This window comes from Streptomyces noursei (genome assembly GCF_016917755.1).
GTDB lineage: Bacteria > Actinomycetota > Actinomycetes > Streptomycetales > Streptomycetaceae > Streptomyces > Streptomyces yunnanensis.
Window position 1 is genome coordinate 4,174,088 of record NZ_CP070326.1, and the last position, 26,281, is coordinate 4,200,368.

A 26,281-nucleotide genomic window follows, 5' to 3' on the forward strand; every position below is an offset into this window, starting at 1 on the left:
CGGCCGCGCGTGCTCCGTCCGGGCCGCCTGCTCCCCGTCGCCGGGGGCGGGCGGCCCGGCGTTTCAGCGCCCGGCGGTCGGGGGTTCCGCGGTCGGGGGCAGCTCCAGCGCCGACCCGGGGTGGAGTTCGACCCGTACGGGGCCGGCGCCGGCGTGGCCGGTCGGCGGCGCGTACCGCGGGAACGCGCCGCCGCTGATCTGCAGCCGCACCCGGTGCCCGGCGGCGAACCGGTGCGCCGCCGCGGTCATCGGCACCACCGCCACCACGGCCGTCGGCGCCCCCGCCGGGTCCGCTGCCCCGGCCCGCGGGGCCACCCGCACCAGCCCGTCGCACACGTTCACCGACCGGCCCCGGGCGTCCACGTCGCACAGCCGCGCGAAGACGTCGAAGGGCCGGCCGGCGGGGGCGCCGTCCGCGCCGGCCGCCGTGACCCGCAGCCGCGCGGCGACCGGCCCCAGCACCTCCAGGGGCTCGGCCAGCACCGGCCCGGTGAAGATCAGCACGTCCGCCCGGGCCTCCAGCGACCGGTTGTCGCGGCGCCCGGCGCCCGGGGAGAGCACCGGCCCGCCGAGGGACGGGGTGGGGTCGGCCGAGTCGTGGCGGAACTCCCCCACCGGCGCGGTGTCGGCCGGGGCCGCCGCGGCGGCGGGCGCCCGCGGCCCGAGCCGGCCGCCGGGGCCGAGGTACCAGCGGTCCGCCGCGCCCGCCGCCGGCGGCCACTGCGCGAGGTCCCGCCAGCCGCCCCCGGGGCCGTCCCCGCCGACGTGCACCCGCACGCGGGTGGGCGGCAGCCCGGCCCGATCGCCGCACAGGTGCGCCCGCAGCCAGGCCAGGCTCGTCGCGAACACCTCGGGCCAGCCCTCCTGGAGCGCCGCGTTGTGCGTCCAGGGCCCGACGAGCAGCGTGGTCGCGCACCCGGCCCGGCGCAGCCGCCGGTACTGCGCGAGGTTCTGGTCGAGGAAGACGTCCTGCCATCCGGCGATCAGGCAGGTGGGCACCGTCGGCAGTTCCGCGGCCACCGCCGGCGATGCGTCCCGCCAGTACGGGTCGGCGCCGTCCGCTCGCTCCAACGCCTCGGCCAGCCAGGGCAGTTCGGCGGCCGGTCCGGACGTGTGCGGAGCCGGCTCGCGGTGCGCCCCGCGCAGCCACCGGCGCAGCCGCAGCGCCGCCCGCAGGAACGGCCGCCACCCCTGGTGCTGGTGGGCCATCCCGATGCCCGACACCAGCGCGTTCTCCAGATGGACCGCGCCGCCCGCGTGGAAGTAGGCGTGCGGGTCGTTGAGCCCGACCTGTGTCACCATCGCCCGCAGCTCCGGCGGGGGGTCGGCGGCGAGCGCCCACTGGGTGTATCCCAGGTAGCTGGCTCCGATCGTCCCCAACGTCCCGTCGAACCACGGCTGTTGCCGCAGCCAGGCCACCGTGGCCCGGCCGTCCCCGGCCTCGTTGCGCCACAGGTGGAAGGCGCCGCCCGACCCGCCCGTGCCGCGGCAGCTCTGCACCACCACATGGAACCCGTGCTCGGCGAAGAGGATGCCGTAGAGCGGCGCCCACGGCGCCCCTCGCCCGTACGGCGAGCGCACCAGCAGCGTGGGGAACTCCCCCGGCGCCCTCGTTCCGTCCGGTCGCGCCGCGCCCGCCCGGGACTGCCCTCCCGTCCGTGGGAAGTAGTGATCCGTCAGCAGGGGGGTGCCGTCCGCGCCCGGCACCACCAGCCCCGCCTCGCATCCGACCCGGTAGGGCCCCGTCGGCACCTTCCGCCAGGTCGCCCGCAGCCATCGCGCGCCGCGCGCCGGCCGTCCCTCCGGCGCGGTCCACCCCTCCGCCATCGCCACCCTCCCACCTCGACCACATTCTCGTACGTCGTACGAGAATAGCGGATGCTTGGATGGTGTCCCCGCAACCCGCCCACCACCCACGTCCGTGAGAGGAGCGCCGCACCGTGCCCGCATCCCCCGGCGACCGGCCTGGCGACCGGCCCGGCGCCCCGGGCGCCGACCCCCGGCGGCTCTGGCTGACCCCCGACCGCCCCCGCCGCGGTCGCCGCCCCGCCTTCAGCCGCGAGGCGATCACCGCCGCGGCCGTCGCCCTCGCCGACGCCGAAGGGCTCGACGCGGTCACCATGCGCGCGGTCGCCGCGCGGGTCGGCGCCGGCGTGATGTCCCTCTACAGCTACGCCCCCGACAAGGAGACGCTGCTGGAGCTGATGGTCGACCACGTCAGCGGCGAACTCCTGCCGCCCGCCCCGCTCTGCGGCGACTGGCGCGCCGACCTCAAGGCCGTCGCCCGCCACCAGCGCGCCCTGATGCTGCGTCACCCCTGGCTGCCGGCCGCCCTGACCGCCCGCCGGACCCTCGGACCGCACACCCTGGCGTTCCTGGAGCACGCCCTCGCCGCGCTCCGCCCGCTCCCCCTGGACGGCGCCGCGAAGCTGGAGGTCTTCAGCCTCCTCACCGGCTTCGTGACCTCCCACGTCGGCCACGAGCTCGCCCGCGCCGCCACCGTCGACTCCGTCGACCGCGCCGCCGCCGAGGCGGACTACCTCGCCACCGTCGCCGCCGACGGCCACCACCCCGAACTCGCCCGGGCGCTGGCCGCCCCCGGCCGCCCCCTCACCCCCGAGGCCACCTTCACGCGCTTCCTGGACCGGCTGGTGGACGGGCTGGACACCCGGCCGGGGCCGGAGGCGGCGCGGCCGGGCGGGTGAGCGACGCGTCCGCCCCGCCGGACGGGATCCGGCGGGGCGGCGGTGTGCACGGGTCGGCGCACGGAGGGGGCCTCAGTTCCCCGCGTCCTGGCGCCAGGGGCGGACGAACGCGTGCAGGGCCCGTCGCGCGGCCGGGGCGATCACCGCGTCGTCGGCCGGGGTCCCGGCGGGGTGCAGCAGATGGTCGAGGCCGGGCAGGACCCGCAGCCCGGGGCCGGTGGTGCGGGCGGCGGCGAGGGCGGACAGCAGGGCCGGCGTGGTCCGGCACGGCACGTTGGTGTCCTCCGTGCCGCAGGTGACCAGGGTGCGGGTGCCGGGCGCGACGCCGCGGGCCACGGACGGCGGGTAGAGGGCGTCGTCGCTGCGGACGAAGTCCGCGTTGACCGGGCCGAACATGCCGTCGAGGGTGGCGGCGACGTCGGGCAGCAGCCCCGCGGTGTCCACCGGACGCCCGGCCCGGAAGTCCGCGACGGCGCTGGTCACGCCCCTCTTGTTCGACGCCGCCCGGGCGGCGTCGAGTTGTCCCGCCGCGACCGCCCGGTCCAGGGCGCCCGCCAGCTGGAAGTCGACCATGTCCAGCAGGTGCATGTCCTGCGGGGCGATGAGCGCGAGCCCGGCGGGCTTGACGCCCACCGCGCGGTCCACGAGCAGCGCCCGCAGGCCGCCCTCGCTGTGCCCGACCACCAGCAGCGCGCGGGGATCGGCTTCCGGCTGATGGCGCAGGGTGTCGTACGCGGCCACGGCCTGGCGGGTGTAGGCGGCCATGTCGGGGGCGCCGGGCCCGCCGCCCAGGCCCGTCCGCCCGGAGCCGTACTTGTCGAACCGCAGGCTCATCACGCCGTCCTCGCCGAGGGTGTCCGCGAAGAGGGAGAGGGTGTGCGGGGTGAACGTGGGCGGCACGTCGCCGTTGCGGTCGGTCGGGCCGCTGCCGGGGATCAGCAGCGCCGCGGCGAGCCTGCGACCCGGCCGGTGGGCGGGGACGTGCACGGTGCCGTGGGCCGTGGTGCCGTCCACGGTGAACTGGACCTCGCGGTCCTGTGCGGGGACGAGGGCGGCGGCCCGGGGGGCCGCGGACGCCCCGGCCGCGCCTAATACCGGCCCGGCGGCGACGGCGACCGCCGCCGCGAGCGCGGTGAGCATCCTGCCGCGCCTAGGGGTGCGCGAACGCATGGGATCTCCCTGTGGGTTGAGGCGGTGTGAGGAGACGGGGAGCGGTGCAGGACCGAGGACGGTCCACGGAGCCCCCCGTCGGGTTGTTCTAGCTTTTATAGAACAACTTGGCATCGCGGGGCTACGGGAAATACGCCAAGAACGCGACAAGGAAGGGGTGTTGAGCACCCGGCACCGAGAGCGCGGGGAACGCTGGTACCGCGGGGAGCACCGGCAGCACCGACAGCGCCGCCGGCGGCGGTCTCACGCGTCGAAGCCGTACTCCAACACGTACGACGCGGCGTCGAGCGTCATCTCGTTGAACTCCACGGGGCGCCCCTCGTCCGCGAAGGCCGTCCGGTGGATGAGGATCACCGGTGTGCCCGGGGAGATGCTCAGCTGCTCCGCCTCCTCCTTCGTGGGCATCCGGGAGCGGATCTCCTCGCGGAAGTGCACCGGCCTGGAACCGAGTTCGGCGAGCCGGGCGTATATGCCGCCCGGTCCGGTGTCCTCGTGGGCGATGGCCGATCCCGCGGCCAGCGACGCCGGGAGGTAGCTCGTCGCGAGCAGGACGGGCTTCTCCTCCAGCACGTAGCGGCGGCGGCGCACGCAGACGGTGTCCTCGCCGCCCAGGTCCAGGACCTTCCTGACCGCCTCCGGGGCGACCTCCTCCGACACCGCCACCTGGTCCACGACCACCCGGCGGTTCTCGGCGTCGGCGGACCAGATCGAGCGGCCCGCGCCCCACTGCTCGCGCGCCAGCCGCTGGATGCCCTGACGCCGCAGCGGGCGGAAGGCCCGCACGAAGACGCCGGCGCCCTTGCGGGACTCGGCCAGCCCTTCGTTCTGGAGGACGCCCAGTGCCTGACGCGCGGTCATGCGCGCCACGCCGTGCGCGGTCATCAGGTCGTTCTCGCCCGGGAGCCGGTCGCCGGGGCCGTAGGTGCCCGCCCGGATCGCCTCGCGCAGCGAGTCCGCGATCCGCTGGTACTTCGGCCGGCGGTCGCCCTCGGTGCTGGCCATGCGGGAGCCCTCCTCTTCCTCTCTAGACACCCTAGGCCATGGGTGCGCCCCCAGCACCGCGCGTGCGATTGCAGAACTCGCCTCCCATCCTCTCTAGAGAGCCCATTGACGTCTCTAGAGAGGAGCGCTCTAATAAATATGTCTAGAGATGTTGCATCGCGCCTGCTCCCCCGCGCGGAACGCAGCGAGCGAACCAGTGAACCGAGGTCCTGATGGCCGTCACCGTTCGTCCCACCGGACACCCTGAATACACCCAGACCCTGCCGTGCGCGGCCGAAAGCGCCGCCCCCGCCCGCATCCTGGTCCGCACGGCCCTGACCGCCTGGGGCCTGCACTCCGTCATGGACAGCGGAGCCCTGGTCGTCACCGAACTCGTCGCGAACGCCGCCCGGCACACCCGCGCCTGCGCCGTACGGGTCACCGTCACACGCCCCGCCGGGACGGTGGTCCGCATCGCGGTCGTGGACACCTCCCGGCGCATCCCCGAGGTCCGCGTGACGGGCATCGGCGACGAGTACGGGAGGGGCCTGCCCCTCATCGACGCGCTCTCCGACCGCTGGGGCTGCGAACGGCTCCCCTGGGGCAAACGCGTCTGGGCCGAGCTGCGACGCGAGGGCGACCCGCGCTGAACGACGGCGCCGCGCGGGGCGTCAGCGTCCCGGCGCCGGCACGGTGAGCGTCAGCGGTCCCGCGCCGTCGGCGGATCGGACCGGGAGTTCGCGCCGGAGGCCGCCCGCGGTGAGGCGGAGGGCGACCCGCCAGGTGCCCGGGGGGCCGCTGCGCAGACGGGAGCGGGCGCGGTAGCGGTCGCCGGCGGCGCGTTCGACCGTGGTGCGCAGGGCCACGCAGCGGGTGGCGTCGCGCAGCACGAACTGGAGGCCGGCGTCCACGGGGCAGCCGGGGAGGGTGAGGCGGGCGGCGACCGTGGCACGGCCGGCGCGGGTGCAGGCCGCCTCGCCCCACAGGTCGGCGCCGAGCGGGCGGCGGGCGCCGTCGTGGTCCAGGTCGAGGTGGAGGTGGCCGTGCGGGGAGGAGAGGAAGAGCGCGGCGACGGTGGGGCCGTCGGGGCCGTGGCCGACGACGCGGGGGGTGGTGTCGGTGGCCTGCGCGCCGCCTTCGGGGACCAGCCAGACCTCCCGGCGGAGGGCGGCGGTCGGCTCGGCGGCCGCGGCGTCCGCGGCGTCCGCGGCGTCCGCGCCGCCCGCCGCGACCGCGATCTTCAGGCCCCAGATGCCCTCCGCCAGCGGTGCGCCGTGGGCCGCGGCGGCCGGGTCGAGGGCGGCGTGCCAGGCGCCGTCGGGGCCGTATGCGGCGGGGACGCGGAGGTGGGCGCCGCTGCGGTGCAGGATGAGATCCACCTGGTCGGTGCCGACGTCGCCGGCGGCGCGGAGGGCCGCGGTGCCGTGGAGGTGGAGGACGCCGCCGACCCACTGGAGGTCGGTCAGGCGCTGGCGTACCGCGACGCGGTCGGTGAGGTCGTAGAGGGCGTCCGGCAGCGGGTGGTCCGGGTCGCGGAAGTGGGGGTAGGCGGCGTAGGCGCGACCGTCCTCGACGAAGGGCGGGCCGGGTGCCGGGCCGGGGCCGGAGTCGGCCCGGACGACGGCGTCCAGTTCGGCGGCGAGGCCGGCGTGCAGGCAGTGGGCGCGGAGGCGGAGGCCGGGCGGAAGGGCGGCGAGCACCCGGTCGGTGAGGTGGCGGTCGACCAGGGGGCGGGCGGCCTCGCGCATCGCGCGGCGGCCGGCCTCGTCCCGGGCGAGATAGGAGGCCGCGAACGGCATGAGTATCTCGCCGTGGAAGTGGCGGACCATCAGCTTGTCGCGGTCCGGGCCGGGCGGGACCTCGGCGGCCAGGACGGCCAGGACGGTGTCGATGTAGGCGAGGTAGCCGGGCCAGTCCATGTCCTGGCGGGAGGCGTTGCTGTCGTCGTCGCGGCCGTGCAGGTAGTAGCAGTCGTAGTCGGCGAGGACGGAGACGGTCCCGGCGCGCAGCAGGGCGGTGATGCCGAAGGGGAGGTCCTCGCCGAGCAGGCGGCCCTCGACGAAGCGCAGGCGGTGGCGCTCGACGAAGGAGCGGCGGAAGAGCTTGTAGGCGGCGAGGGTCCAGTAGACGGGCGAGTCGAAGACCGAGACGCGGGGGCTGGTGGTGCGCAGGTCCACGGGGGCGCCGCGGCCGTCCACGCCGACGATGCGGCCGTAGACGATGTCGGAGTCGTGCTCCTGGGCCATCCGGACGAGGCGGGCCAGCGCCTCGGGGCCGAGGTGGTCGTCGGAGTCGAGGAAGAAGACGTAGTCGCCGGTGGCGCGGTCCAGGCCGACGTTGCGGGGCCGGCCGGCGCCGCCGGAGGCGGGCTGGTGGACGACGGTGAGGCGGGGGTGGGCGGCGGCGGCCTCGTCGAGCCAGGCGCCGCTGCCGTCGGTGGAGCCGTCGTCGACGGCGATGATCTCGATCCGGTGCGGGTCGAGGGTCTGCGCGAAGACCGAGCCGAGGCTGCGGTCGAGGTAGCGGCGGGTGTTGTGGACCGGCACGATCACGGTGACGGTCGGGTCGGGGCGGGCCCGGTCGTCACGGCCGTCGGCGCTTTCGAGGCCCGTGGGCTTCTCGGGGCGCTCGGGGTTCTCGGCGTGGTCGGGATGAGCGGAGTTGCGGGACACGGGAACAGTGGCCTCCGTTCCTTCTCTGCGGGTCCTCGCCCTACCCCGCCCCCTCCGGGGTAAAACGGACTATCAAGACATCAAGCCATATAAATCGTTCGCTGCCTGTCTGCGCGCGGAGCACCGCGCCGACCTCGGAGGAGCGCCGGTGAACCCGACACCTTCCGCACCGCAAGAGGGGGTGCGGGCCCAGGAGGTTGCCCGGACGCCGCCCGGCGCGACGTGCGCCACAACCCCGGCCGGGATCCGGCGGTGGCCGGCCGCGCCCGGGCTTGCGGCGTTGCTGTCCATGGGCGCGTACTGCCTGGCGCTGACCGTCCACGGCAGCTATCCGTTCGGGCCGCGGCCCCGTTCGGTGAACGATCTGGGCAACCAGTTCGTGCCCTTCCACGCCCGACTGTGGGACCTGCTGCACGGCGGCGCCCACGGGGACCTGTTCTTCAACTGGGGCAGCGGGTACGGCGTCCCGTTCCTGGCGGACTTCGTCACGTATCTGATGAACCCGTTCTCACTGCTGGTGGGGGTGTTCCCGCGGGCCCTGGTGGATCTGCCGGTGTTCCTGGTGACGCTGCTGAGCATCGGGCTGGGCGCGGCGCTGATGACCGTCCTGCTGGGGCGGCTGCGGCCCGGGCCGGGGGTGCTGCGGGCGCTGCTGGCGGTGGGGTACGGGCTGTGCGCCTGGGTGCTGAACGACGGGTACGCCGATCCGATGTGGATGTGGGGGCTGGTCTCGCTGCCGCTGCTCGGGATCGCGGCGGACTGGTGCCTGCGGCGGGTGCGCTGGGTGACCGGGACGCTGCTGGTGGCGGTCGCCTTCGCCGGGAACTTCTACACCGCGGCGATGGCCACGCTGGCGACGGGGCTGGTGCTGGCGGTGCGGCTGACGACAAACGCCGACGATGGCGCCGACGATGGCGGGCGGCTGCGGGTGGTGGGCCGGGCGGCCGGTATGACGGCGGCCGGGGTCGCGCTGGCCGCGCCGGTGCTGACGGTGTCGCTGCGGGCCAGCCGGGTCGCCCAGCCGCCGCCCACGGCGGTGTACGGGGGCCGGCCGCCGCTGCTGGACCAGCTGGCGCAGTTGCTGCCCGGCGGGCACGGCGACGTGCCGGCGCCCAACGTCTTCGTCGGGGTGCCGGCGCTGCTGCTGGTGGCCGCCTTCCCGTTCGTCCGGGCGGTGCCGGCGCGGGTCCGGATCGGATGGTCGCTGCTCGCGGTGGGGATCGGCGCCTCGTTCGTGTGGAAGCCGACGATCCTGCTGTGGCACGGGCTGGCACTGCCCAACGGGAGCCCGTACCGGGCCGCTTTCGTGCTCAGCGGGGTGCTGGTGATGATCGCGTGGCTGGCGCTGGCGCACCGCCCGCGGGCGCGCGAGCTGGCCGCGGGGGCGGCGCTGGTCGCGGTGCTGTTGGGCTGCTGCCGGAACCGGAGCGCGGTGGGCGACGCGACCTGGCTCGTGGTGATGGGCGGCGGGGCGGTGGTCCTGGCGGCGCTGGTGGCGCTGGCCCGCCTCGGTGGGCGGCCGCGGGCGCGGCTGGCGGCCACCGCGGTGCTGGCCGGCGCCGCCACGCTCACCGCGGCGTACACGGCGTTCTCGGTGGCGGCCGTGCGGGACGGGATCCCGTGGTTCCGGCCGAAGCTGACGATGACCGAGGGGTCGCTGGCCACCCGGCGGGGGCTGATCGCCCGTGACGACTGGCCGCGCTCCCGTACCGACCCGGGCCCGCACGAGTACGCGAACAACGATCCGCTGCTGCTCGGCGGCGAGGGCGGCGCGTACTACAGCAGCTATGTGCCCGTGGCGACCGCCCGGGCGCTGCACGGTCTGGGCGCCGGCTGGTACATCCGGGGCCGGCACACGCTCAGCTTCGAGGACCCGGTGGGCCGGGCGCTGATGGGGGTGAGCAGCGCGCAGTCGATGCCGCCGGCGGGCGGGCCGCGCGGCCGGTACACCGTGGTGCGCGACCGGCCGGCGCCGCTGGTGACCGTGCGCCGCGGGCCGCTGCCGGGCCCGGGCAGAGGCCCGGACACCGTCTTCGCCCGCCAGGAGCGGGTGCTGGGCGCCCGGGTCTACGAGGTGCCGCGGCTGGTGCCGGCCGCCGGCGCGGCCCCCGGCCCCGCCCCGGAGCGCGCGCCCGGCGGCTGGCTGCTGCCGGACCGCCCGCTGCCCGCCGCGGACGCCGGGGCGCTGGCCGCGCCGAATGCCGGGACGGCCTTCACCGCGCGGTGCACCCCCGGCAGCGTGGCGCTCTGGTACGCGCCGTGGTTCGGGGGCGAGGTCGGCGGGCCGGGCGGGACCGCCCGGGCGGTGGGCCGGTGGGACGTCACCGCCAATCCGCTGGGGCGGCTGGGCACCGTACCGGCCGACGGCGTGGTGCGGGTGTGGTTCGCCGGGCAGGGCCGCCCGTACGTGCCGGAGCGGGCCGTCGGCTGTCTCTCCCCGGGGCGGCTGGACGCGGCGGTGCGGGCCCTGGAGGGGCCGGTCCGGCTCACCGCGGGCGGTCACGAGCTGACCGCGACGCTGCGCCCGGGGGCCGCGGGGACCGCGGTGCTCGCCCTGCCGGCGGTGCCCGGATGGGGCTGTTCGGTGGACGGCGGTCCGGACCGGGCGCCCGGCGCGTTCGGCGGGCTGCTGGCCGTTCCGCTGGCGCGCGGGGCGACCCGGCTGAGCTGTGCCTACACCCCTCCGGGCCTGGCCGCGGGGCTGGCGACGAGCGGGGCGGGGGTGCTGGTGGTGGGCGCGGTGGCCGGTGCGGCGCGCGTCCGCCGCGGCCGGTGGCGCACCACTCCACCCCCCTTCCCAAATAGTGCATTTCGCCCAAATTCGTAGAATTGCCTTTCAGGGGACGGCCACGTCGACCGCCCCCTGAAACCCGGCGAACCCCCGGCGAAACGGCCCGCTCATGAAGCTCTCCATCGTCGTGCCCTGCTACAACGAAGAGGCCGTCATAGGCCGTTTCGACGAACAGCTGCGCGCGGTGCTCGACCCGCTCGCGGTCGAGTACGAGCTGTGCTACGTGGACGACGGCAGCCACGACGGGACGCTGCCCCGGCTCCGCGCCCTGGCCCACCAGCACCGCGGCACCACCCGCTACCTCTCCTTCAGCCGCAACTTCGGCAAGGAGCCGGCGATGCTGGCCGGGCTGCGGACCGCCACCGGCGACGCGGTGATCATCATGGACGCCGACCTCCAGCACCCGCCGGAGCTGATCGAGAAGATGCTCGACCTCTACCAGCTCGGCCACGACCAGGTCATCGCCCGGCGCAGCCGGGACGGCGACCGGCGGCTGCGCACCGTCCTCAGCCGCCTGTACTACCGCGCCGTCAACACCTGGATCGACGTCGAACTGGTCGACGGCGCGGGCGACTTCCGGCTGCTGTCCCGCAAGGCGGTGGACGCGCTGGTCTCGCTGCCCGAGTACAACCGCTTCTCCAAGGGGCTGTTCTCCTGGATCGGCTTCGACACCGTCAGCTTCGACTACCGCAACGCCGCCCGGGAGGCCGGGGAGACCAAGTGGCGCTTCGGCTCGCTGGTCAACTACGGCATCGACGGGATGATCTCGTTCAACTGCCGTCCGCTGCGCGCCGCCATCTACACCGGGCTGAGCCTGGCGTCCCTCGCCACCCTCTACGCCCTGTGGGTCATCGGCGTGGCCGTCGTCGGCGGGGTCACCGCGCCCGGCTATGTGACGCTGGTGGCCATCATCGTGGGGCTGGGCGGCCTGCAGATGGTGATGCTCGGGCTGATCGGCGAGTACATCGGGCGGATCTACTACGAGACCAAGCGCCGACCGCACTTCCTGGTCAAGGAGAGCGACGGCGCCACGCCCGCGGCCGCCCCGGTGCGCGCGCCCACCCCCTCCGGGACCGCCGCCGTGGGCCCGCGGTCCCCCTGATGCGCGGCCCGGCCGCGGCGGTCCCCTGGGGACAGGTGGCCCGGTTCACGGTGGTCGGCGGCGTCAACACCGCGACGTTCTACGCCTGTTACCTGCCGCTGCACCGACTGCTGCCGTACTTCGCGGCCTACACGGCCGGCTTCGTGCTCAGCCTGGTCGGCTCCTTCTTCCTCAACACCTACTTCACCTACCGCACCCGCCCCACCTGGAAGAAGTTCCTGCTCTTCCCGCTGACCCAGGTCACCAACTACGCGGTGCAGAGCGCCGGTCTGGTGGCGCTGGTGAGCTGGCTGGGGATGAACAGCGTGGCCGCGCCGCTGGCCGCGGCCCTGCTGGCGCTGCCGGTCACCTTCGTCGTCTCCCGGCGGATCCTGCGGCCACCGCGCCGCCCGGACGGCGCCTGTGACCAGCCCGAGTCGCCGCCGGTGCGCTCCGGCCGACCGGCCTAGGGTCTGTCCGAACCTGACCCATCGGACAGGCCGTAGCTAGGGGCTGCCCGCGGCCCGCCAGGCCAGGAACGGCGCGGTCTGGCCGGCCTTTTGCTGCCGGGCCGCGTACAGCCGGCCGTCGTTGCCGAGGGCGACCAGCACCGCCCGCCCGGCCGTGTCCTGGGCCACCCCGGCCGCCGCCGAGTGCGCCAGTGCGCACCGCTGCCAGGGCTTGGGCGCGGCCTGCGCCATCGCCACCCGGACGTCGCCGGCGTCGTCCCGGGCGGCCAGCACCATCCGGTCGCCGCGGCCGGCCGGCGCCAGCGCCACCCGCCCGTAGCCGCCGGCCCGTTCGCACTGCCCGGCGACCCGCCAGGTGCCGAGCGCCCGCCGCCGCTCGGCGATCAGCACCCGGGCGGTCATCGACTGTCGGTAGGCGATCCGCACCACGCCGCCGGCCAGGGGGACGACGCTGACCGGACCGCCCGGCTCCGGCAGCCCGGTGGCCGCGCCGGGCCGGGGCTTCTCCCCCGGCTGCTTGGACACCCAGTGCTGCACCGTCCGGACGCTGGGCGCCACCAGATGGATCAGCCCCCCGGTGTCCACACACGCGTCGATCCCGTCGACGACCTGCGGGGACGCCCTGAGGGTGCCGACCCCGGCCGGCCCCTCCAGCCGGTCCCAGGGCGACCACTGCGCACCGTCCGGCCCGCTGCGGTGGCCGATCCCGCCGTCCCAGGTCCGGACGAAGACGTGCACGGTGCCGTCCGGCGCCGCCACCGCGGCCGGGTAGCCGACCTCCAGCGACCGGACCGGGTCCGGTTCCGGGGACCCCAGCGACGCCCAGTCCCCGAAGGCGGGCACCCCGCCCCGACCGGTGCCGGTCTGCCGCGCGGTGACCAGCTCGCGGTGGTGCTCGGTGTCCGGCCCCGGCAGGGCCGTCCGGGACGCGAACAGCTGGAGCGTGCCGTCCGGGTGGCGCACCGCGTGGATCTGACTCTCCAGCGACTCCCCGCCGACGAGCGCCGGGGCGCCGAACCGGCCGCTGCCCGGCGCCGTCTCCGCCCAGCAGTACGCGGCCCCGCCGAGCACCGCGAAGGCGGTCAGCCGCCCGTCCCGGGCCGGCCGCACCCAGGCGTTGGAGCCGGGGGCGCGCAGCCGGGTGCTGCGGGTCCAGTTCCGCGGGCTGCCGTTGAGGGCGGTGTCGCCGACCTTGCGGTCGCCGCAGCCGGCCGGATCGGCGCAAGGGCGGTGGTCGGCCCAGCCGTAGATGTTCAGCGTGCCGGCCTTGCGGCGGGCGGTGGACAGGTCGAGGTCGTTCGGCAGGACGCCGAGTTCGTAGCCGAGGTAGTTCTCCACGAGGGTCGGGGCGGGGGCGCCGCGTCGCCAGTAGCGGGCAAGCGCCGCCTGGGTGAAGTGGGCGGAGGCGGTGTGGTCCTGGTGGTCGAGGTAGCGCAGCCCGGCCAGCCGCGGGTCGCGGGTGGGCAGCGGCGGCTTGTCGGAGTGCACCGCGTTGGGGTCCAGGGTGCGCACGACGGTGGGCCGGACCCAGTCGAGGACCTCGGCCAGGGTGTCGGTGACCTGGTCGCGGGTGTAGCGGAACTGCCGCTGGACGGGGCTGCCCTCGGGGCGCAGCGTGGGCAGTGCGTCGATCACCCCGAGCCAGAGCCCGCGCAGGCTGGTGGCGCGCGGCAGGTAGACCGCGCGGGCCTCCACCAGCTCCACGAAGACCAGCTGGTGCTGGGGGGCGGCGCGCAGCGTCTGGACCTCCACCTGGAAGCCGGACAGCAGGGTGCGGGCCTCGGCGTCCCACACGCTCTCCTCGTCGCCGGTGGCCATCTGGGCGTGCGCGGCCAGCAGACCGTTGACCCGGGCCCGGGCGAAGGCCGACCGGTCGGGCACCACATGGTCGTGCAGGGTGCTGCTGCGGGGCGCGTTCCGGCCGTCGGACTCACCGCCCGTCAGACACACCGTGACGGTCCGCGCGCCGCTGCGGATGGCCTGTGCCAGGCCCGGGTTCATGAAGAACAGGCCGTCGTCGGGGTGCGCGATGACGTGCAGGAACACCTGCTCGGCCGGTTCCTCGACGGACTCCTGCGAACGGGCCGGCGGGGCCGGGCGGGTGCCGTCCGGGGACAGCCAGGCCCAGACGCCGGTGCCGGCGGTGCCCGCGAGAACGCCACCGCCGGTGGCCTGAAGCAACCGGCGGCGGGAGACGAGCGGTCCTGACCGGGGCACATCCTCAAGTATTTGCGGGCCCCGGCGATCCCGCGCGCCCGCGGTGCCCGCGGCGGCGCCCCCGCGCACCGGACACCGGGGCTCACCCACCCCGCACGACAACCCTTTCGGGTGAATGCCCGTCAGTCGACCGACGGGCGCGGCGCCGGCGGGCCGCCGCGCATCCCCGCGCCCCCGCCGAACCGGCCGGCGGACTGCCCGCGCCGGCCCCGGAGTTGGCGTCCTGGTCATTCCGCCGGACAGGTGTACGGATAACATCCCCCGGTAGTTCTCGATCGGGGGGTGGCTCCACATCAGCACGCACGACGACGTCTTCAAACCCCTGCGCGCCGAGGATCCGCGGGAGGTGGCCGGCTACCGGCTGCTGGCGCGGCTCGGCGAGGGCGGCATGGGGTCGGTGTACCTCACCCGCACCCGCGGCAACCAGCCCGCCGCCCTGAAGGTCATCCGCCGGGAGTTCGGCCAGGACCCGGACTTCCGCAGCCGCTTCGAGCAGGAGGTCAGGGCCGCCCGCCGGGTGCAGGGCTACCACATCGTGCCGGTCCTCGACCACGACACCGGCGGCGAACTCCCCTGGCTGGCCACGGCGTTCATCCCCGGCCTGCCGCTCGACGAGGCACTGCGGGACGGCCCGCTGCCGCTGCCGGCGGTCTTCCAGCTGATCGGCGCGGCGGCCGGCGCGCTGGGCTCGGTGCACGCCGCCGGGGTCGTCCACCGCGACCTCAAGCCCAGCAACGTGCTGCTCGGCCCGCAGGGCCCCTACGTCATCGACTTCGGCATCGCCCGGGCCGCCGACGCCACCCAGCTCACCCGCAGCGGCGGCTTCATCGGCACCCCGCAGTACATGTCCCCCGAGCACGCGAACGGCGCGCAGGTCACGCCCGCCGCCGACGTCTTCTCGCTGGGCCTGATCGCGGCGGTCGCCGCCACCGGCCGGCACCCGTACGGGGACGGCGCGGCGATCACCGTCGCCGCCCGGATCGCCAACACCGCGCAGGTCGCCCCGGACCTCGACGGCTACCCGGACGCGCTGCGCCCGCTGCTGAACCGCTGCCTGTCCGCCGACGCCCGACTGCGGCCGACACCCGCCGAGTTGGCGGAGCTGTGCCGGGCGGCGTCCGGGCGCGGGCCGCGGGACTTCGACGGCTGGCTGCCGGACGCGGTGGCCGCCGAGATCGCCCGCCGGGAGCGCGCCGCCAAGGAGCTGCCGGGGCCGCCGCCGGCCGCGGCCCCGCCGCCGCCCGGCTACGCCCCGACCCAGGGCCCCGCCGGCCCCACCCCCACCCGGGGCACGGGCCCGCACGCCGCCCCGACGCAGGACGCCACCGGCCCGGTGCCCCCGACGCCGGACGGCCCGCACGCGATGCCCACGGTCGGCCCCGGCGCGCCCGCGGCCGGCAAGCGGCGCAGCCCCGTGCTGCGGGCCGCGGTCGGCGCGGTGGCACTGATCGCCGTGGTCGGCGTCACCTGGACGGTGGCGCGCGCCGGCAGCTCGGGCGCGGACACCCCCGACCACCGGTCCACCGCCTCCCCGTCCACCACCCCGTCCTCCGACCGGCACAAGAAGGGCGGCGACACCTCCAGTCCCCCTGCCGAGCAGACGCCCGCCGCCGACCAGAACGCCGGCTACCAGGTCGTCTTCAAGGACCGCCCGTTCGCGCTGCGCGCCCCCGCGGCGGCGGACTTCAACTACATCGACCTGGACGTCCCCAAGGCCGTCCCCGGCGCCCAGATCAACGAAGCCCCCTACGAGATCACCTACAACGGGGTGTCCGGGATCGGGCTGGAGTTCCGCACCCCCATGGGCCGCAGCACCGGCCGCACCGCCCAGGCGTGCCTGGACGGCTCGCACACGGACGTCCTCCCGAAGCAGGTGCGCCGCGAGGAGCTGGACAAGGCGCAGACGATCCACGTGGGCACCCTGCTGTGCACGGAGACCACGGACCGCAACCTCGCGATGGTCGAGATCACCGGCATGAGCCCGAACCACGAGAGCAACATGCCGGACTTCGCGACGAAGGTGACCCTCTGGAAGAAGGACTAAGCGGTCTTGAGCAAGTCTTCTGTGGTTGGTGTCAGTGCTGTTGCCCGTCGGGTCATTGCCTGGTCGACGGCGGTGTGTAGTGCGGTGGTGCTGGTGTAGGCACGGACGGGCATGTCCTGGTACTTCACTGAGCGCCATATGCGCTCGATGAGGTTCAGCTCCGGCGATCGCGGTGGGAGGTAGAACAGGTGGACGCCGATGGCCTCCAGTTCTTCACGCCGTCCCTTGAAGAGTCTGGCGTGGTGGATCTGGGCGTTGTCCATGACGATCGTGCACGGTCTGACCCGCCGCCAACCAGGCGGCGGGTCAGTGAGACTGTCCGTTCCTTTGGGCAGGCGTGCGATGTGCGTGCAGACGAAGTCGAGAACCATCGAAGCGTCAATTTTGTGGTCGACGGCCCTCCACACCAGTTCGGGGCCTGGCCCGCTCTCGCTCAGTGCTCCCAGGACGTTGACCCGCCGGTTCTTGGTGTCCTCCCGCTTGACGACAGCGCGGACACCGGTGCGGGCCCAGGTGAAACCGGTGGGCAGGGTCGGAGAGAACCCGGACTCGTCCAGGTAGTACAGATCCTCGGTACCGGCTTCGGCCCTCAGCCGTACAGCCGTAGGCCCTCCAGCCGCTCCCACGCGGCGGCCTGGAGGGCCGGGCCGGCCTTGTGCCGCAGACTGTCGCGGGTACGTTTCCAGCGGAAACCGTCCCGGTGCAGCAGCACCGACAGCCAGGAAGAATCGACATTTACCCCACGCTCTCGGCGCAGCCACTCCGCCAAAGCGGGCAGCGTCCACGTGGTCCCCTCAGCCGCCGCGGTATCCAGCATCGCCTCCAGCGCGTCCAGGTCCTCGCGCGTCCACCGTGGCGGCCGACCCGACCGGGGCGCGTCGGCCAGGGCCTCGAAACTTCCGTCAAGGAACCGGCGCAGAGCTTTGCGCACGGTGACCACATGCCGGTCGACAATGGACGCGATCTCGGGAGCGTTGCGGCCCTGGGCCGACAGCCGCACGCATTCCAACCGCACCCGCTCATTCACCGGCAAGTCCCGAGCCCTCAACCGCCGCCCCAACTCCGCCTCATCCTCCGACGAGAGCTCCACCCACAACGGTCCTGCCATTCCAAACCCCCCTCCTGGTATGGCACATACCCAAACAGCACCACACTTCACCAAGACCGCTTAGTCACCTGAAACGGGGCGGGGCGGCCGGAAGGGATCCAGCCACCCCGCCCCGTCCGCCCCGTCCGCTCCGCCTACTCCGCCTACTCCGCGCCCAGCGCCGCCGTCACCGACCCGGCGAGCGCGTCGAGGTACCCCGCGGGCACCTCGTCGCGGACCACCAGCAGCCGCCAGTACAGCGGCCCGGTCAGCAGGTCGAGCGCCAGCCGGGGATCCACGTCCGCCGGCAGCTCGCCGCGCTCCACCGCCCGCGCCACCACCGCCGCCGCGACACCCTCCTGGCTGTCGTGCAGGGCGGCCTTGAGCGCCTCGGCCAGCTCCGGGCTGCGCGCCGCCTCGGCGAGCAGGTCCGGGATGATCTGCGAGGCCATCGGGTGTCCCAGCGCCCGGGCCGCGACCTCCAGCACCATCCGCACATCGCCGCGGAGCGACCCGGTGTCCGGGGCCGGCAGCCCCGCCGCGGCGACCGCCGAGACCACGTCCAGGACCAGGTGCAGTTTGGAGCGCCAGCGCCGGTAGACGGCGGTCTTGCCGACCCCGGCCCGGCGGGCGATGCCCTCGATGGACATCCGGGCGAAGCCGACCGCGGCCAGCTCCTCGAAGACCGCCGCGCGGATCGCGGCGGTCTTGTCCTCCCGCAGCACGGCGGCGCCGGCCGGGGCCCGGCGCGCCCCGGATGCCGCCGGGCCTCTCTCGCTCTCGGTGCCGTTCTTTGCCATGCCTTGATCCTAGCGGCACGACGCTACGGTTGCGTTTCGACGTGACCTCGCTCTAGTCTCGGCGTCGCGACGATACGGACCCGTTCCGTCGTCGTCCGGATCCTGCCGTCCCCGCGACCGCACTCCGAAGCCTCCGTACGAAAGCGAATGGCCGCATGCCCCAGACCCTCGCGCCCCCGGCCCCCGAACCGGCCGCCGTCCGACCGTCCGGCTCCGGCACCGCGCCCGACGCGGAGCTGAGCGCCCTGGCCGAACGCCACGGCCTCACGGTGAGCGGCGCCCGCCCCTCACTGGCCGAGTACACCCGCCAGCTGTGGCACCGACGGCACTTCATCACCTCGTTCGCCACCGCCAGGCTCACCGCGATGTACACCACCGCCAAGCTCGGCCAGCTGTGGCAGGTGATCACCCCGCTGCTCAACGCCGGCGTCTACTACTTGATCTTCGGTGTGCTGATCGGCACCCGGAAGGGCGTCCCGGACTACATCCCGTACCTGGTGACCGGCGTCTTCGTCTTCACCTTCCTGCAGAACTCGGTGATGGCCGGCACCCGGGCGATCTCCGGCAACCTCGGCCTGGTGCGCGCCCTGCACTTCCCGCGCGCCTGCCTGCCGATCTCGTTCTGCCTGGCACAGCTGCAGCAGCTGCTGTACTCCATGGGCGTGCTGATGGTCATCCTGCTGGCCTTCGGGCAGCTGCCGACCTGGTCCTGGCTGCTGGTCGTCCCGGCGCTGGCCCTCCAGTTCGTCTTCAACACCGGCCTGGCGATGGTCATGGCACGGCTCGGCGCGCGGACCCCGGACCTGGCGCAGCTGATGCCCTTCATCATGCGGACCTGGATGTACGCGTCCGGCGTGATGTTCAGCATCAGCGTGATCCTCAAGGGCAAGCACCTCCCGCAGATCGTGGTGGTGCTGCTGAACGGCAACCCCGCCGCGGTCTACATCGACCTGATGCGCTTCGCCCTGATCGACAGCTTCACCCGACACCAACTCCCGCCGCACGTATGGGCGTTCGCGGCCGGCTGGGCGCTGCTCGCGGGCGTCGTCGGCTATGTGTACTTCTGGAAGGCCGAGGAGCGGTACGGACGTGGCTGAGCACATGACGGAAGACCAGGGCGGCACCCGCCCGACGGCAGCGGACGAGGCCCGCATCCCGACCGTGATCGCGGACGATCTCCACATCGTCTACCGGGTCTACGGCACCGGTGCCGGCAAGGGCAGCGCGACCGCCGCGCTCAACCGCATCGTCCGGCGCCGCCCCTCGGTGGGCGTGCGCGAGGTGCACGCGGTCAAGGGCGTCTCCTTCACCGCCTACCGCGGCGAGTCGATCGGCCTGATCGGCTCGAACGGCTCCGGCAAGTCGACCCTCCTCAAGGCCGTCGCCGGACTGCTGCCCGCCGAGCGCGGCAAGGTCTACACCCACGGCCAGCCCTCGCTGCTGGGCGTCAACGCCGCCCTGATGAACGACCTCACCGGCGAGAAGAACGTCCTCCTCGGCGGCCTGGCGATGGGCATGAGCCGCGAACAGGTCCGCGCCCGCTACGACGACATCGTCGACTTCTCCGGCATCAACGAGAAGGGCGACTTCATCTCGCTGCCGATGCGCACCTACTCCTCCGGCATGGCGGCCCGACTGCGGTTCTCCATCGCCGCCGCCAAGGACCACGACGTGCTGCTGATCGACGAGGCACTGGCCACCGGCGACCGGGCCTTCCAGAAGCGCTCCGAGGCCCGCATCCGCGAACTGCGCGAGGAGGCCGGCTCGGTCTTCCTCGTCAGCCACAACAACAACTCCATCCGCGACACCTGCGACCGCGTCCTCTGGCTCGAAAGGGGCGTCCTCCGCATGGACGGCCCCACCGACGAAGTCCTCGCGGCCTACGAGGAATTCACCCACGCCTAGCAGCCCCTCCCCCTTCCCCACCCCCGCATGGACGCACGAGCGCCGGACGGCCCAGCCGACCGGCGCTCCCCCATTCCGGGCCCGGCAATTCCCCGGCCCGCACATCCCAGCCCGTCCGGCGTTTGAGGACGAGCGCAGCGATACCCCGGCCCGCACGGGCCCACCACCCGCCCCCCCACGGCCCACGGCGACACGCCGGACCGGCACACCACGCACAAGCGCCGGACGGGCATCACCAGCCCGTCCGGCGCTTGAGGACAAGGGGGGCAGGCGCCGCACGGCGCCGCCCCACCCGGCTCAGCTATGCGTACGCAGCAACGTACGCATCGTCCGCATGGCCACCGAAAGGTTCGCCAGATCGAACCCCTCGGACCCGTGGATCTCCTCCAGCGTGGCCCGGGCCCGCGTCAGGATCGCGACGTTGGCCTCCTCCCACGCCTTGAACCGCTCCTCCGGCGTCGCGGACCCGTTGCCCACCGCGAGCACGTCCGAGGTGAGCGCGGCGTGCGCGGCGAAGAGGTCCTCGCGGATCGAGGCGCGGGCCATCGACTGCCAGCGGTCGTTCCGCGGCAGCTCCAGGATGCGGTCCAGGAGCTGGTTGATCCGCAGCCGGTCGCCCAGGTCGTAGTACACCTCGGCGACGGCCAGCGGCTCCTTGCCGGTCCGGTCCGCGATGGCGACGATGTCCAGCGTCGGGAAGACCGAGGAGAAGCCGGACACCTGGACGGCCAGCGGCTCGGGCACCCCGGCGTCGGTCAGCTCCTCCAGGATCGTCTGGTACCACTCCAGGTCGCTGCCCTGGAGCAACTTGGGCAGCTCCGCCCAGACCTGCGCCACCCGCTCCGAGAAGAAGTCGATCGTCCCGGACAGCTCCAGCGGCTGGCGGCGGTTGTTGAGCAGCCAGCGGGTGCCGCGCTCGACCAGCCGGCGCGAGTGCAGCCGGATCCGGGTCTGGACGTCGGCCCCGACGGTGTTGTCCAGCGCCTCGACGTCGTCCCAGACCTGGTTGAGCCGGAAGATCGCGCGGGCCGCGGTGTGCGCCCGGACGACCTCCTCCAGCGACGCCCCGGTCTCCTCCCGCATCCGGTGCAGGAAGCTCGTACCGCCGGTGTTGACGGTGTCGTTGACCATCACCGTGGTGACGATCTCGCGACGCAGCGCGTGCCCGTCGACCTGCTCGGTGAACTTCTCCCGCAGCGCGGTCGGGAAGTAGGCGTGCAGCAGGTGCTGGAGGTAGGGGTCGTCCGGCAGTGCCGTCTGGATCAGCTCGTCGGCCACCGTGATCTTGGTGTAGGCGAGCAGGACCGCGGTCTCCGGCTGGGTCAGGCCGCGCCCGGCGCTCAGCCGCTCCCGGATCTGCCGGTCGGTGGGCAGGAACTCCAGCGCCCGGTCCAGGTGGCCGTCGCGCACCAGGCGGCGCATGAAGCGCTGCTGGGCGTGGAGCATGCTGGAGGACTGGGCGAGGGCCAGCGCCAGCGCGGTGTTCTGTGCGTAGTTGTTGCGCAGCACCAGCGAGCCGACCTCGTCGGTCATCTGCGCCAGCAGCTTGTTGCGCTGCTTGACCGTCATGTCGCCGTTGGCGACGACGGAGTTGAGCAGGATCTTGATGTTGACCTCGTGGTCGGAGGTGTCCACACCGGCGCTGTTGTCGATCGCGTCGGTGTTGATCTTCCCGCCTGCCGAGGCGAACTCGATCCGGCCCAGCTGGGTCAGGCCGAGGTTGCCGCCCTCGCCGACGACCTTGACCCGCAGGTCCTCGCCGTTGACCCGGATCGCGTCGTTGGACTTGTCGCCGACGTCGGCGTGCGACTCCGTCGACGCCTTCACGTACGTGCCGATGCCGCCGTTCCACAGCAGGTCCACCGGGGCCTTGAGGATGGTCTGCATCAGGTCGGCCGGCGTCATCTTCTTCACGCCGGCCTCGATGCCGAGCGCGGCCCGCACCTGGGCGTTGATCGGGATGGACTTCGCCGACCGCGGGTGGATGCCGCCGCCCTGCGAGAGCAGTTCGGTGTTGTAGTCCGCCCACGAGGAGCGCGGCAGCTCGAACAGCCGGCGGCGCTCGGCGTACGAGGTCGCCGCGTCCGGCTTGGGGTCGAGGAAGATGTGCCGGTGGTCGAAGGCGGCGACCAGCCGGATGTGCTCGCTGAGCAGCATGCCGTTGCCGAAGACGTCACCGGACATGTCGCCGACGCCGACGACGGTGAAGTCCTCGGTCTGGGTGTCGTGGCCCAGCTCGCGGAAGTGCCGCTTGACCGACTCCCAGGCGCCGCGGGCGGTGATGCCCATGCCCTTGTGGTCGTAGCCGGCGCTGCCGCCGGAGGCGAACGCGTCGCCCAGCCAGAAGCCGTAGGACTCGGCGACCTCGTTGGCGATGTCGGAGAACGTCGCGGTGCCCTTGTCGGCGGCGACCACCAGGTAGGTGTCGTCCTCGTCGTGCCGGACGACGCCCTTGGGCGGCACGACCTCGCCGGCGACGAGGTTGTCGGTGATGTCCAGCAGACCCGAGATGAAGGTCTTGTAGCAGGCGATGCCCTCGGCCAGCCACGCGTCGCGGTCCAGCGACGGATCCGGCAGCTGCTTGCCGACGAAGCCGCCCTTGGCGCCGACCGGCACGATGACGGTGTTCTTGACCATCTGCGCCTTGACCAGGCCGAGGATCTCGGTGCGGAAGTCCTCCCGCCGGTCCGACCAGCGCAGACCACCGCGCGCCACCTTGCCGAACCGCAGGTGGACGCCCTCGACGCGGGGCGAGTACACCCAGATCTCGTAGGCCGGGCGGGGCGCCGGCAGATCGGGGATGGCCTGCGGGTCCAGCTTCATGGACAGGTAGGAGTGCGGCCGGCCCGTGCTGTCGCGCTGGTAGTGGTTGGTGCGCAGGGTCGCCTTGATGACGGTGAGGAAGGAGCGCAGGATGCGGTCCTCGTCGAGGGAGGCGACCTGGTCCAGGGCGCCGTCCAGCTCCTCCATCAGCCCGTCGATCAGCTCGGTGCCGGCGCTCTGCCGCTCCGGGGACATCCGCGCCTCGAAGAGCGAGACCAGCAGCCGGGTGGTGTGGACGTTGTTGGAGAGGGTGTCCTCCATGTACGTCTGGCTGAAGGTCGAGCCGGCCTGCCGCAGGTACTTGGCGTAGGCGCGGAGCACCATCGCCTGCCGCCAGTCGAGGCCGGCCCGCAGCACCAGCTGGTTGAAGTCGTCGCTCTCGGCGGCGCCCGTCCACACCGCGGTGAACGCCTCCTGGAAGCGCTCGCGGGCGTCGTCGCCCGAGACGTACGCGGGCATCCGCAGACCGAAGTCGTAGATCCAGGCGAGCGCGGAGTCCGCGCAGCGCAGCTCGTGCGGGCGCTCGTCGATCACCTCGACGCCCAGGCGGTTGAGGCCGGGCAGCACCTTCGACAGGGAGACCGGCTCGCCCCGGCGGTAGATCTTGAAGCGGCGCTCACCGGGGCCGGCGTTGACCGGCTCGTAGAGGCTGACCGCGAAGTCGTGGCCCGGCTCCTCGGTGAGCTTCTCCAGGTGCTGGAGGTCGGCGACCGCGGCGCGCGGGTTGTTCTCGGCCTTGTAGCCCTCGGGGAAGGCGTGGGCGTAGCGGCGCAGCAGCTCGGCGGCGCGCTCCTCGCCGACCTCGGCGGTCAGCGCCTCGGCGAAGCCGTCGGCCCAGGAGCGGGCGGCCTCCACCAGCCGGCTCTCGATGCGGTCCACGTCCGTGTCGGTGAGCTCGGACAGCGCGGTGCCGGGCTCGACGCGGATGAGGAAGTGCAGCCGGGAGAGCACCGATTCGGTGTTCCAGGCGGTGAAGTCGACGCTGGTGCCGCCCAGTTCCTCCTTGAGGATGTCGATCAGCCGCAGCCGGACGGCGGTGGTGTAGCGGTCCCGCGGGAGGTAGACGAGGGCGGAGTAGTAGCGGCCGTACTCGTCCTGGCGGAGGTAGAGCCGCAGGCGGCGGCGCTCTTGGAGGTAGAGCACGCTGGTCGCGATGGACCGCAGCTGGTCGGGCGGGGTCTGGAACAGCTCGTCGCGGGGGTAGGTCTCCAGGATCTGGAGCAGGTCGCGGCCGTCGTGGCTGTTCGGGCTGAAGCCGGCGCCCTCCAGGACCTCGGCAACCTTGCGGCGGATCACCGGCACCCGGCGGACGGACTCGGTGTACGCGGCCGAGGAGAACAGGCCCAGGAAGCGCCGCTCCCCGATGACGTTGCCCTCCTTGTCGAACTTCTTCACGCCGACGTAGTCGAGGTAGGAGGGCCGGTGGACGGTGGCGCGGCTGTTGGCCTTGGTCAGGATCAGCAGCTTGTGCTCGCGGGCCTTGGCGCGGGCGTCCGCGGGCAGCCGGTTGAAGGACGGCGAGACGGGGTGGCCGGCGTCGCTCTCGCGGTGCGCGGGGTCGGAGCGCAGGATGCCCAGGCCGGTGCCGGGGATCGCGGTGAGGACGTCCTCCTCGGAGCCGTCCTCGCAGGGCGCGGAGGCGAGCTCGTACTCGCGGTAGCCGAGGAAGGTGAAGTGGTCGTCGGAGAGCCAGCGCAGCAGCTCCCGGGCCTCCTCGACATCCTCCTCGCGGATGTCGTCGGCGATCGGCTCGGTGGGCAGCTCCTCGGCGATCCGCAGCGCGGCGGAGCGCATCTTGTCCCAGTCCTCGACGGCCTCGCGGACGTCGGAGAGCACCCGCAGCAGATCCGCCGTGATCTGCTTGAGGTCCTCCTTGTCGGTCTCCCGGTCGGTCTCGACGTGGATCCAGGACTCGGTGACCGCGTCGTGCGGCAGCTCGGCGGCCTTGCCGCCGCCGTTGGCGCCGCGCCCGTCGCCGTTGGCGCCGAGGATCTCGATCAGCTTGCCGGTGACGTCCCGGCGGACGGTGACCTGCGGGTGGATCACGACATGGATGCCGCGCCCCTGCCGCGAGAGCTCGTTGGTGACCGAGTCGACCAGGAAGGGCATGTCGTCGGTGACCACCTCGACCACGGAGTGGCTGCACATCCAGCCGTTCTCCTCGACGGTCGGGGTGTGCACCCGCACATTCGCGGTGCCCTGGGGCCGGTGCTCGGCGAGGCGGAAGTGGGAGAGTGCGGCACCGAAGACATCGACCGGGTCGCGGTCGGCGAGGTCCTCGGGGGCGGTGTGCAGGTAGTAGCGCTGGAGGTATCCCGCAAGGGTGTCCGGGTCCAGTCCGCGGACCGGGGACTTCCCCCCGGCCGGGCTGCTCTCACCTACCCGGGCGGCCCTCGCGAGCAGCTCGTTTTTGGCTTCGTCCAGCTTGGTCTGCATGTCCTCTGGCTCCTGTCGCGCGCCGTTGCGTGACGTTGTGGAAAAAGGTGGGAAGGGCTGCTGAAGCCGCACAACGCCCCCGCGACGCGAGGTGTCCTGTCGCTGTCGACGCTATGCCGCGATGGGGGGAGGCCGTGCCGTTGTCGACGAGTTGTGATGACGTCGACATGGATTGGCGGCCGCAACGGTCAGCGCTCGCCCGGTCACGGTGGTGTCCCGGGCGCACGGCGGGGGCCTTGCCACCCCCGCGGGCTATCGCGCTGATCACGGTGCAAGGCTATCTCTCCCGGCAAGTGCCCCGTTATGCGCCGTGCACGTAAAACCACACCCTTAACTTGGCCCTTCTGGACAATGGGGCGCCGGGGTGGCGTATGCGTGGCGGCTCGGGCGCCGGTCCCCGTCGCCTAGGCGGCGAGGTCCTCCGCGATCTGCACGGCCTCGGTGAGGCTGTCCACCACCGGCACCCCGGCGGCCGTCAGACTGCTCCGACTGTGCGAACCGCCGGTGTACAGCACGGCGTGGGCTCCCGCGTCGCGGGCGGCCACCGCGTCGTCGACGGCGTCCCCGATCACCACCGTACGCCCCGGGTCGACGCGCTCCAGGGCCGCCAGATGACGCACCATGTGTGCGCTCTTCGAGCCCCCGGACGGGCCCGTGCGGCCCTCGACCCGCACGAAGCGCGAGGCTATGCCGAGGCCGCGCACCAGGGGTATCAGCTCGTCGTGGCCGAACATGCTGAGGATCGACTGGCTCCGCCCGGCCGCCTGCCACGTCGCCAGCAGCCCGTCCGCGCCGTCGGCGAGGCCGCAGCCCGCCCGGTGCTCGGTGTAGTACCGGTGGAAGGTCGCGTCCATCAGCAGCCACTCGGCCTCGGTCGGCAGCCGCCCCATCAGCCGCTCGTAGAACCGCGGCACCGGCACGCAGTACAGCTCGCGGTACTGCTCCAGCGTGATCGGCTCCAGGCCGATCTCCGCGAAGGCGGAGTTGGTCGCCGCGATCACGGCGTCGGTGTCGTGGAACAGGGTGCCGTTCCAGTCCCACACGATGTGTGCGACGGGCTTCATCATGTCGTCCCCCCGGTCCTTCCCCCGTGCGGTTG

18 protein-coding genes are annotated in these 26,281 nt (G+C 73.7%); 8 read left to right on the forward strand and 10 right to left on the reverse strand.

From position 1 onward, the window contains the following. Nucleotides 1-63: 63 nt before the first annotated feature. Nucleotides 64-1,827: a CocE/NonD family hydrolase gene (locus JNO44_RS18380; RefSeq protein WP_205365310.1), complete on the reverse strand. Its 1,764-nt coding sequence runs from the start codon at nucleotides 1,825-1,827 to the stop codon at nucleotides 64-66. Between the two features lie 113 nt (nucleotides 1,828-1,940). On the opposite strand from JNO44_RS18380, the gene JNO44_RS18385 reads away from it, so the two are divergent. Then, nucleotides 1,941-2,705: a TetR/AcrR family transcriptional regulator gene (locus JNO44_RS18385; RefSeq protein ID WP_205365311.1), complete on the forward strand. Its 765-nt coding sequence runs from the start codon at nucleotides 1,941-1,943 to the stop codon at nucleotides 2,703-2,705. A gap of 72 nt (nucleotides 2,706-2,777) precedes the next feature. On the opposite strand, the gene JNO44_RS44455 is transcribed toward JNO44_RS18385, so the two are convergent. Next, nucleotides 2,778-3,875, reverse strand: coding sequence for a dienelactone hydrolase family protein (locus JNO44_RS44455; RefSeq protein WP_275695754.1), 1,098 nt, complete (start codon nucleotides 3,873-3,875; stop codon nucleotides 2,778-2,780). 243 nt (nucleotides 3,876-4,118) lie between these two features. Continuing rightward, on the reverse strand, nucleotides 4,119-4,877 hold the full coding sequence (locus JNO44_RS18395) for a GntR family transcriptional regulator (protein ID WP_205365312.1): 759 nt from the start codon (nucleotides 4,875-4,877) through the stop codon (nucleotides 4,119-4,121). Between the two features lie 212 nt (nucleotides 4,878-5,089). On the opposite strand from JNO44_RS18395, the gene JNO44_RS18400 reads away from it, so the two are divergent. Then, nucleotides 5,090-5,506, forward strand: coding sequence for an ATP-binding protein (locus JNO44_RS18400; RefSeq protein ID WP_205365313.1), 417 nt, complete (start codon nucleotides 5,090-5,092; stop codon nucleotides 5,504-5,506). A 21-nt stretch (nucleotides 5,507-5,527) separates the two neighbouring features. Here the strand turns inward: JNO44_RS18400 and JNO44_RS18405 are convergent, their stop codons facing one another. After that, complete coding sequence (locus tag JNO44_RS18405) at nucleotides 5,528-7,528, reverse strand: glycosyltransferase family 2 protein (protein ID WP_205365314.1); 2,001 nt, start codon at nucleotides 7,526-7,528, stop codon at nucleotides 5,528-5,530. 148 nt (nucleotides 7,529-7,676) lie between these two features. Between JNO44_RS18405 and JNO44_RS18410 the strand changes: the two genes are divergently transcribed. The 3 genes from JNO44_RS18410 to JNO44_RS18420 all read left to right on the forward strand — a co-directional run bounded on the left by JNO44_RS18410 (nucleotide 7,677) and on the right by JNO44_RS18420 (nucleotide 11,870). Further along, the gene (locus JNO44_RS18410; protein WP_205365315.1) at nucleotides 7,677-10,355 is read left to right on the forward strand and encodes a YfhO family protein; all 2,679 of its coding nucleotides are present in this window, start codon (nucleotides 7,677-7,679) and stop codon (nucleotides 10,353-10,355) included. A 73-nt stretch (nucleotides 10,356-10,428) separates the two neighbouring features. After that, a complete protein-coding gene (locus tag JNO44_RS18415) occupies nucleotides 10,429-11,421 on the forward strand; it encodes a glycosyltransferase family 2 protein (RefSeq protein ID WP_205365316.1) in 993 nt (330 codons plus the stop codon). Next, nucleotides 11,421-11,870 (forward strand): GtrA family protein, encoded by a 450-nt coding sequence (locus JNO44_RS18420; RefSeq protein WP_205365317.1) that lies wholly within the window; start codon nucleotides 11,421-11,423, stop codon nucleotides 11,868-11,870. The genes JNO44_RS18415 and JNO44_RS18420 overlap by 1 nt, the downstream gene beginning before the upstream one ends. Nucleotides 11,871-11,906: 36 nt before the next feature. Here JNO44_RS18420 and JNO44_RS18425 read toward each other — a convergent pair whose 3' ends face one another. Further along, nucleotides 11,907-14,087 carry a PIG-L family deacetylase gene (locus tag JNO44_RS18425; RefSeq protein ID WP_205365318.1) on the reverse strand — a complete coding sequence of 727 codons (2,181 nt, stop codon included), beginning with the start codon at nucleotides 14,085-14,087 and terminating at the stop codon, nucleotides 11,907-11,909. Between the two features lie 346 nt (nucleotides 14,088-14,433). On the opposite strand from JNO44_RS18425, the gene JNO44_RS18430 reads away from it, so the two are divergent. After that, nucleotides 14,434-16,131: a serine/threonine-protein kinase gene (locus tag JNO44_RS18430; protein ID WP_240167581.1), complete on the forward strand. Its 1,698-nt coding sequence runs from the start codon at nucleotides 14,434-14,436 to the stop codon at nucleotides 16,129-16,131. On the opposite strand, the gene JNO44_RS18435 is transcribed toward JNO44_RS18430, so the two are convergent. The 3 genes from JNO44_RS18435 to JNO44_RS18445 form a co-directional block, all read right to left on the reverse strand. Then, nucleotides 16,128-16,757 (reverse strand): transposase, encoded by a 630-nt coding sequence (locus JNO44_RS18435; protein ID WP_205360203.1) that lies wholly within the window; start codon nucleotides 16,755-16,757, stop codon nucleotides 16,128-16,130. The genes JNO44_RS18430 and JNO44_RS18435 overlap by 4 nt on opposite strands. After that, on the reverse strand, nucleotides 16,721-17,239 hold the full coding sequence (locus JNO44_RS18440) for a helix-turn-helix domain-containing protein (protein ID WP_205360206.1): 519 nt from the start codon (nucleotides 17,237-17,239) through the stop codon (nucleotides 16,721-16,723). Before JNO44_RS18440 ends, JNO44_RS18435 begins: the two co-directional genes overlap by 37 nt. A gap of 143 nt (nucleotides 17,240-17,382) precedes the next feature. Continuing rightward, nucleotides 17,383-18,018, reverse strand: a complete 636-nt coding sequence (locus tag JNO44_RS18445) for a TetR/AcrR family transcriptional regulator (protein WP_039635937.1) — start codon at nucleotides 18,016-18,018, stop codon at nucleotides 17,383-17,385. A gap of 155 nt (nucleotides 18,019-18,173) precedes the next feature. Here JNO44_RS18445 and JNO44_RS18450 point away from each other — a divergent pair, with 155 nt between their 5' ends. Both JNO44_RS18450 and JNO44_RS18455 read left to right on the forward strand, forming a co-directional pair. Next, complete coding sequence (locus JNO44_RS18450) at nucleotides 18,174-19,115, forward strand: ABC transporter permease (RefSeq protein ID WP_102924205.1); 942 nt, start codon at nucleotides 18,174-18,176, stop codon at nucleotides 19,113-19,115. Nucleotides 19,116-19,119: 4 nt separating this feature from the next. Continuing rightward, entirely contained in the window at nucleotides 19,120-19,923 is an 804-nt protein-coding gene (locus tag JNO44_RS18455) for an ABC transporter ATP-binding protein (protein ID WP_205370038.1), read from the forward strand. A gap of 297 nt (nucleotides 19,924-20,220) precedes the next feature. Here the strand turns inward: JNO44_RS18455 and JNO44_RS18460 are convergent, their stop codons facing one another. Both JNO44_RS18460 and JNO44_RS18465 read right to left on the reverse strand, forming a co-directional pair. Then, nucleotides 20,221-25,182, reverse strand: a complete 4,962-nt coding sequence (locus JNO44_RS18460) for an NAD-glutamate dehydrogenase (protein ID WP_205365319.1) — start codon at nucleotides 25,180-25,182, stop codon at nucleotides 20,221-20,223. A 404-nt stretch (nucleotides 25,183-25,586) separates the two neighbouring features. After that, on the reverse strand, nucleotides 25,587-26,249 hold the full coding sequence (locus JNO44_RS18465; RefSeq protein WP_205370040.1) for an HAD family hydrolase: 663 nt from the start codon (nucleotides 26,247-26,249) through the stop codon (nucleotides 25,587-25,589). Nucleotides 26,250-26,281: the final 32 nt, after the last annotated feature.

Coding starts and splice junctions, on each gene's coding strand:
- JNO44_RS18465 (WP_205370040.1), bottom strand. CDS start 26,249: ATGATGAAGCCCGTCGCACACATCGTGTGGGACTGGAACGGCACCCTG.
- JNO44_RS18450 (WP_102924205.1), top strand. CDS start 18,174: ATGCCCCAGACCCTCGCGCCCCCGGCCCCCGAACCGGCCGCCGTCCGA.
- JNO44_RS18380 (WP_205365310.1), bottom strand. CDS start 1,827: ATGGCGGAGGGGTGGACCGCGCCGGAGGGACGGCCGGCGCGCGGCGCG.
- JNO44_RS18445 (WP_039635937.1), bottom strand. CDS start 18,018: ATGGCAAAGAACGGCACCGAGAGCGAGAGAGGCCCGGCGGCATCCGGG.
- JNO44_RS18440 (WP_205360206.1), bottom strand. CDS start 17,239: ATGGCAGGACCGTTGTGGGTGGAGCTCTCGTCGGAGGATGAGGCGGAG.
- JNO44_RS18420 (WP_205365317.1), top strand. CDS start 11,421: ATGCGCGGCCCGGCCGCGGCGGTCCCCTGGGGACAGGTGGCCCGGTTC.
- JNO44_RS18415 (WP_205365316.1), top strand. CDS start 10,429: ATGAAGCTCTCCATCGTCGTGCCCTGCTACAACGAAGAGGCCGTCATA.
- JNO44_RS18460 (WP_205365319.1), bottom strand. CDS start 25,182: ATGCAGACCAAGCTGGACGAAGCCAAAAACGAGCTGCTCGCGAGGGCC.
- JNO44_RS18400 (WP_205365313.1), top strand. CDS start 5,090: ATGGCCGTCACCGTTCGTCCCACCGGACACCCTGAATACACCCAGACC.
- JNO44_RS18455 (WP_205370038.1), top strand. CDS start 19,120: ATGACGGAAGACCAGGGCGGCACCCGCCCGACGGCAGCGGACGAGGCC.
- JNO44_RS18395 (WP_205365312.1), bottom strand. CDS start 4,877: ATGGCCAGCACCGAGGGCGACCGCCGGCCGAAGTACCAGCGGATCGCG.
- JNO44_RS44455 (WP_275695754.1), bottom strand. CDS start 3,875: ATGCGTTCGCGCACCCCTAGGCGCGGCAGGATGCTCACCGCGCTCGCG.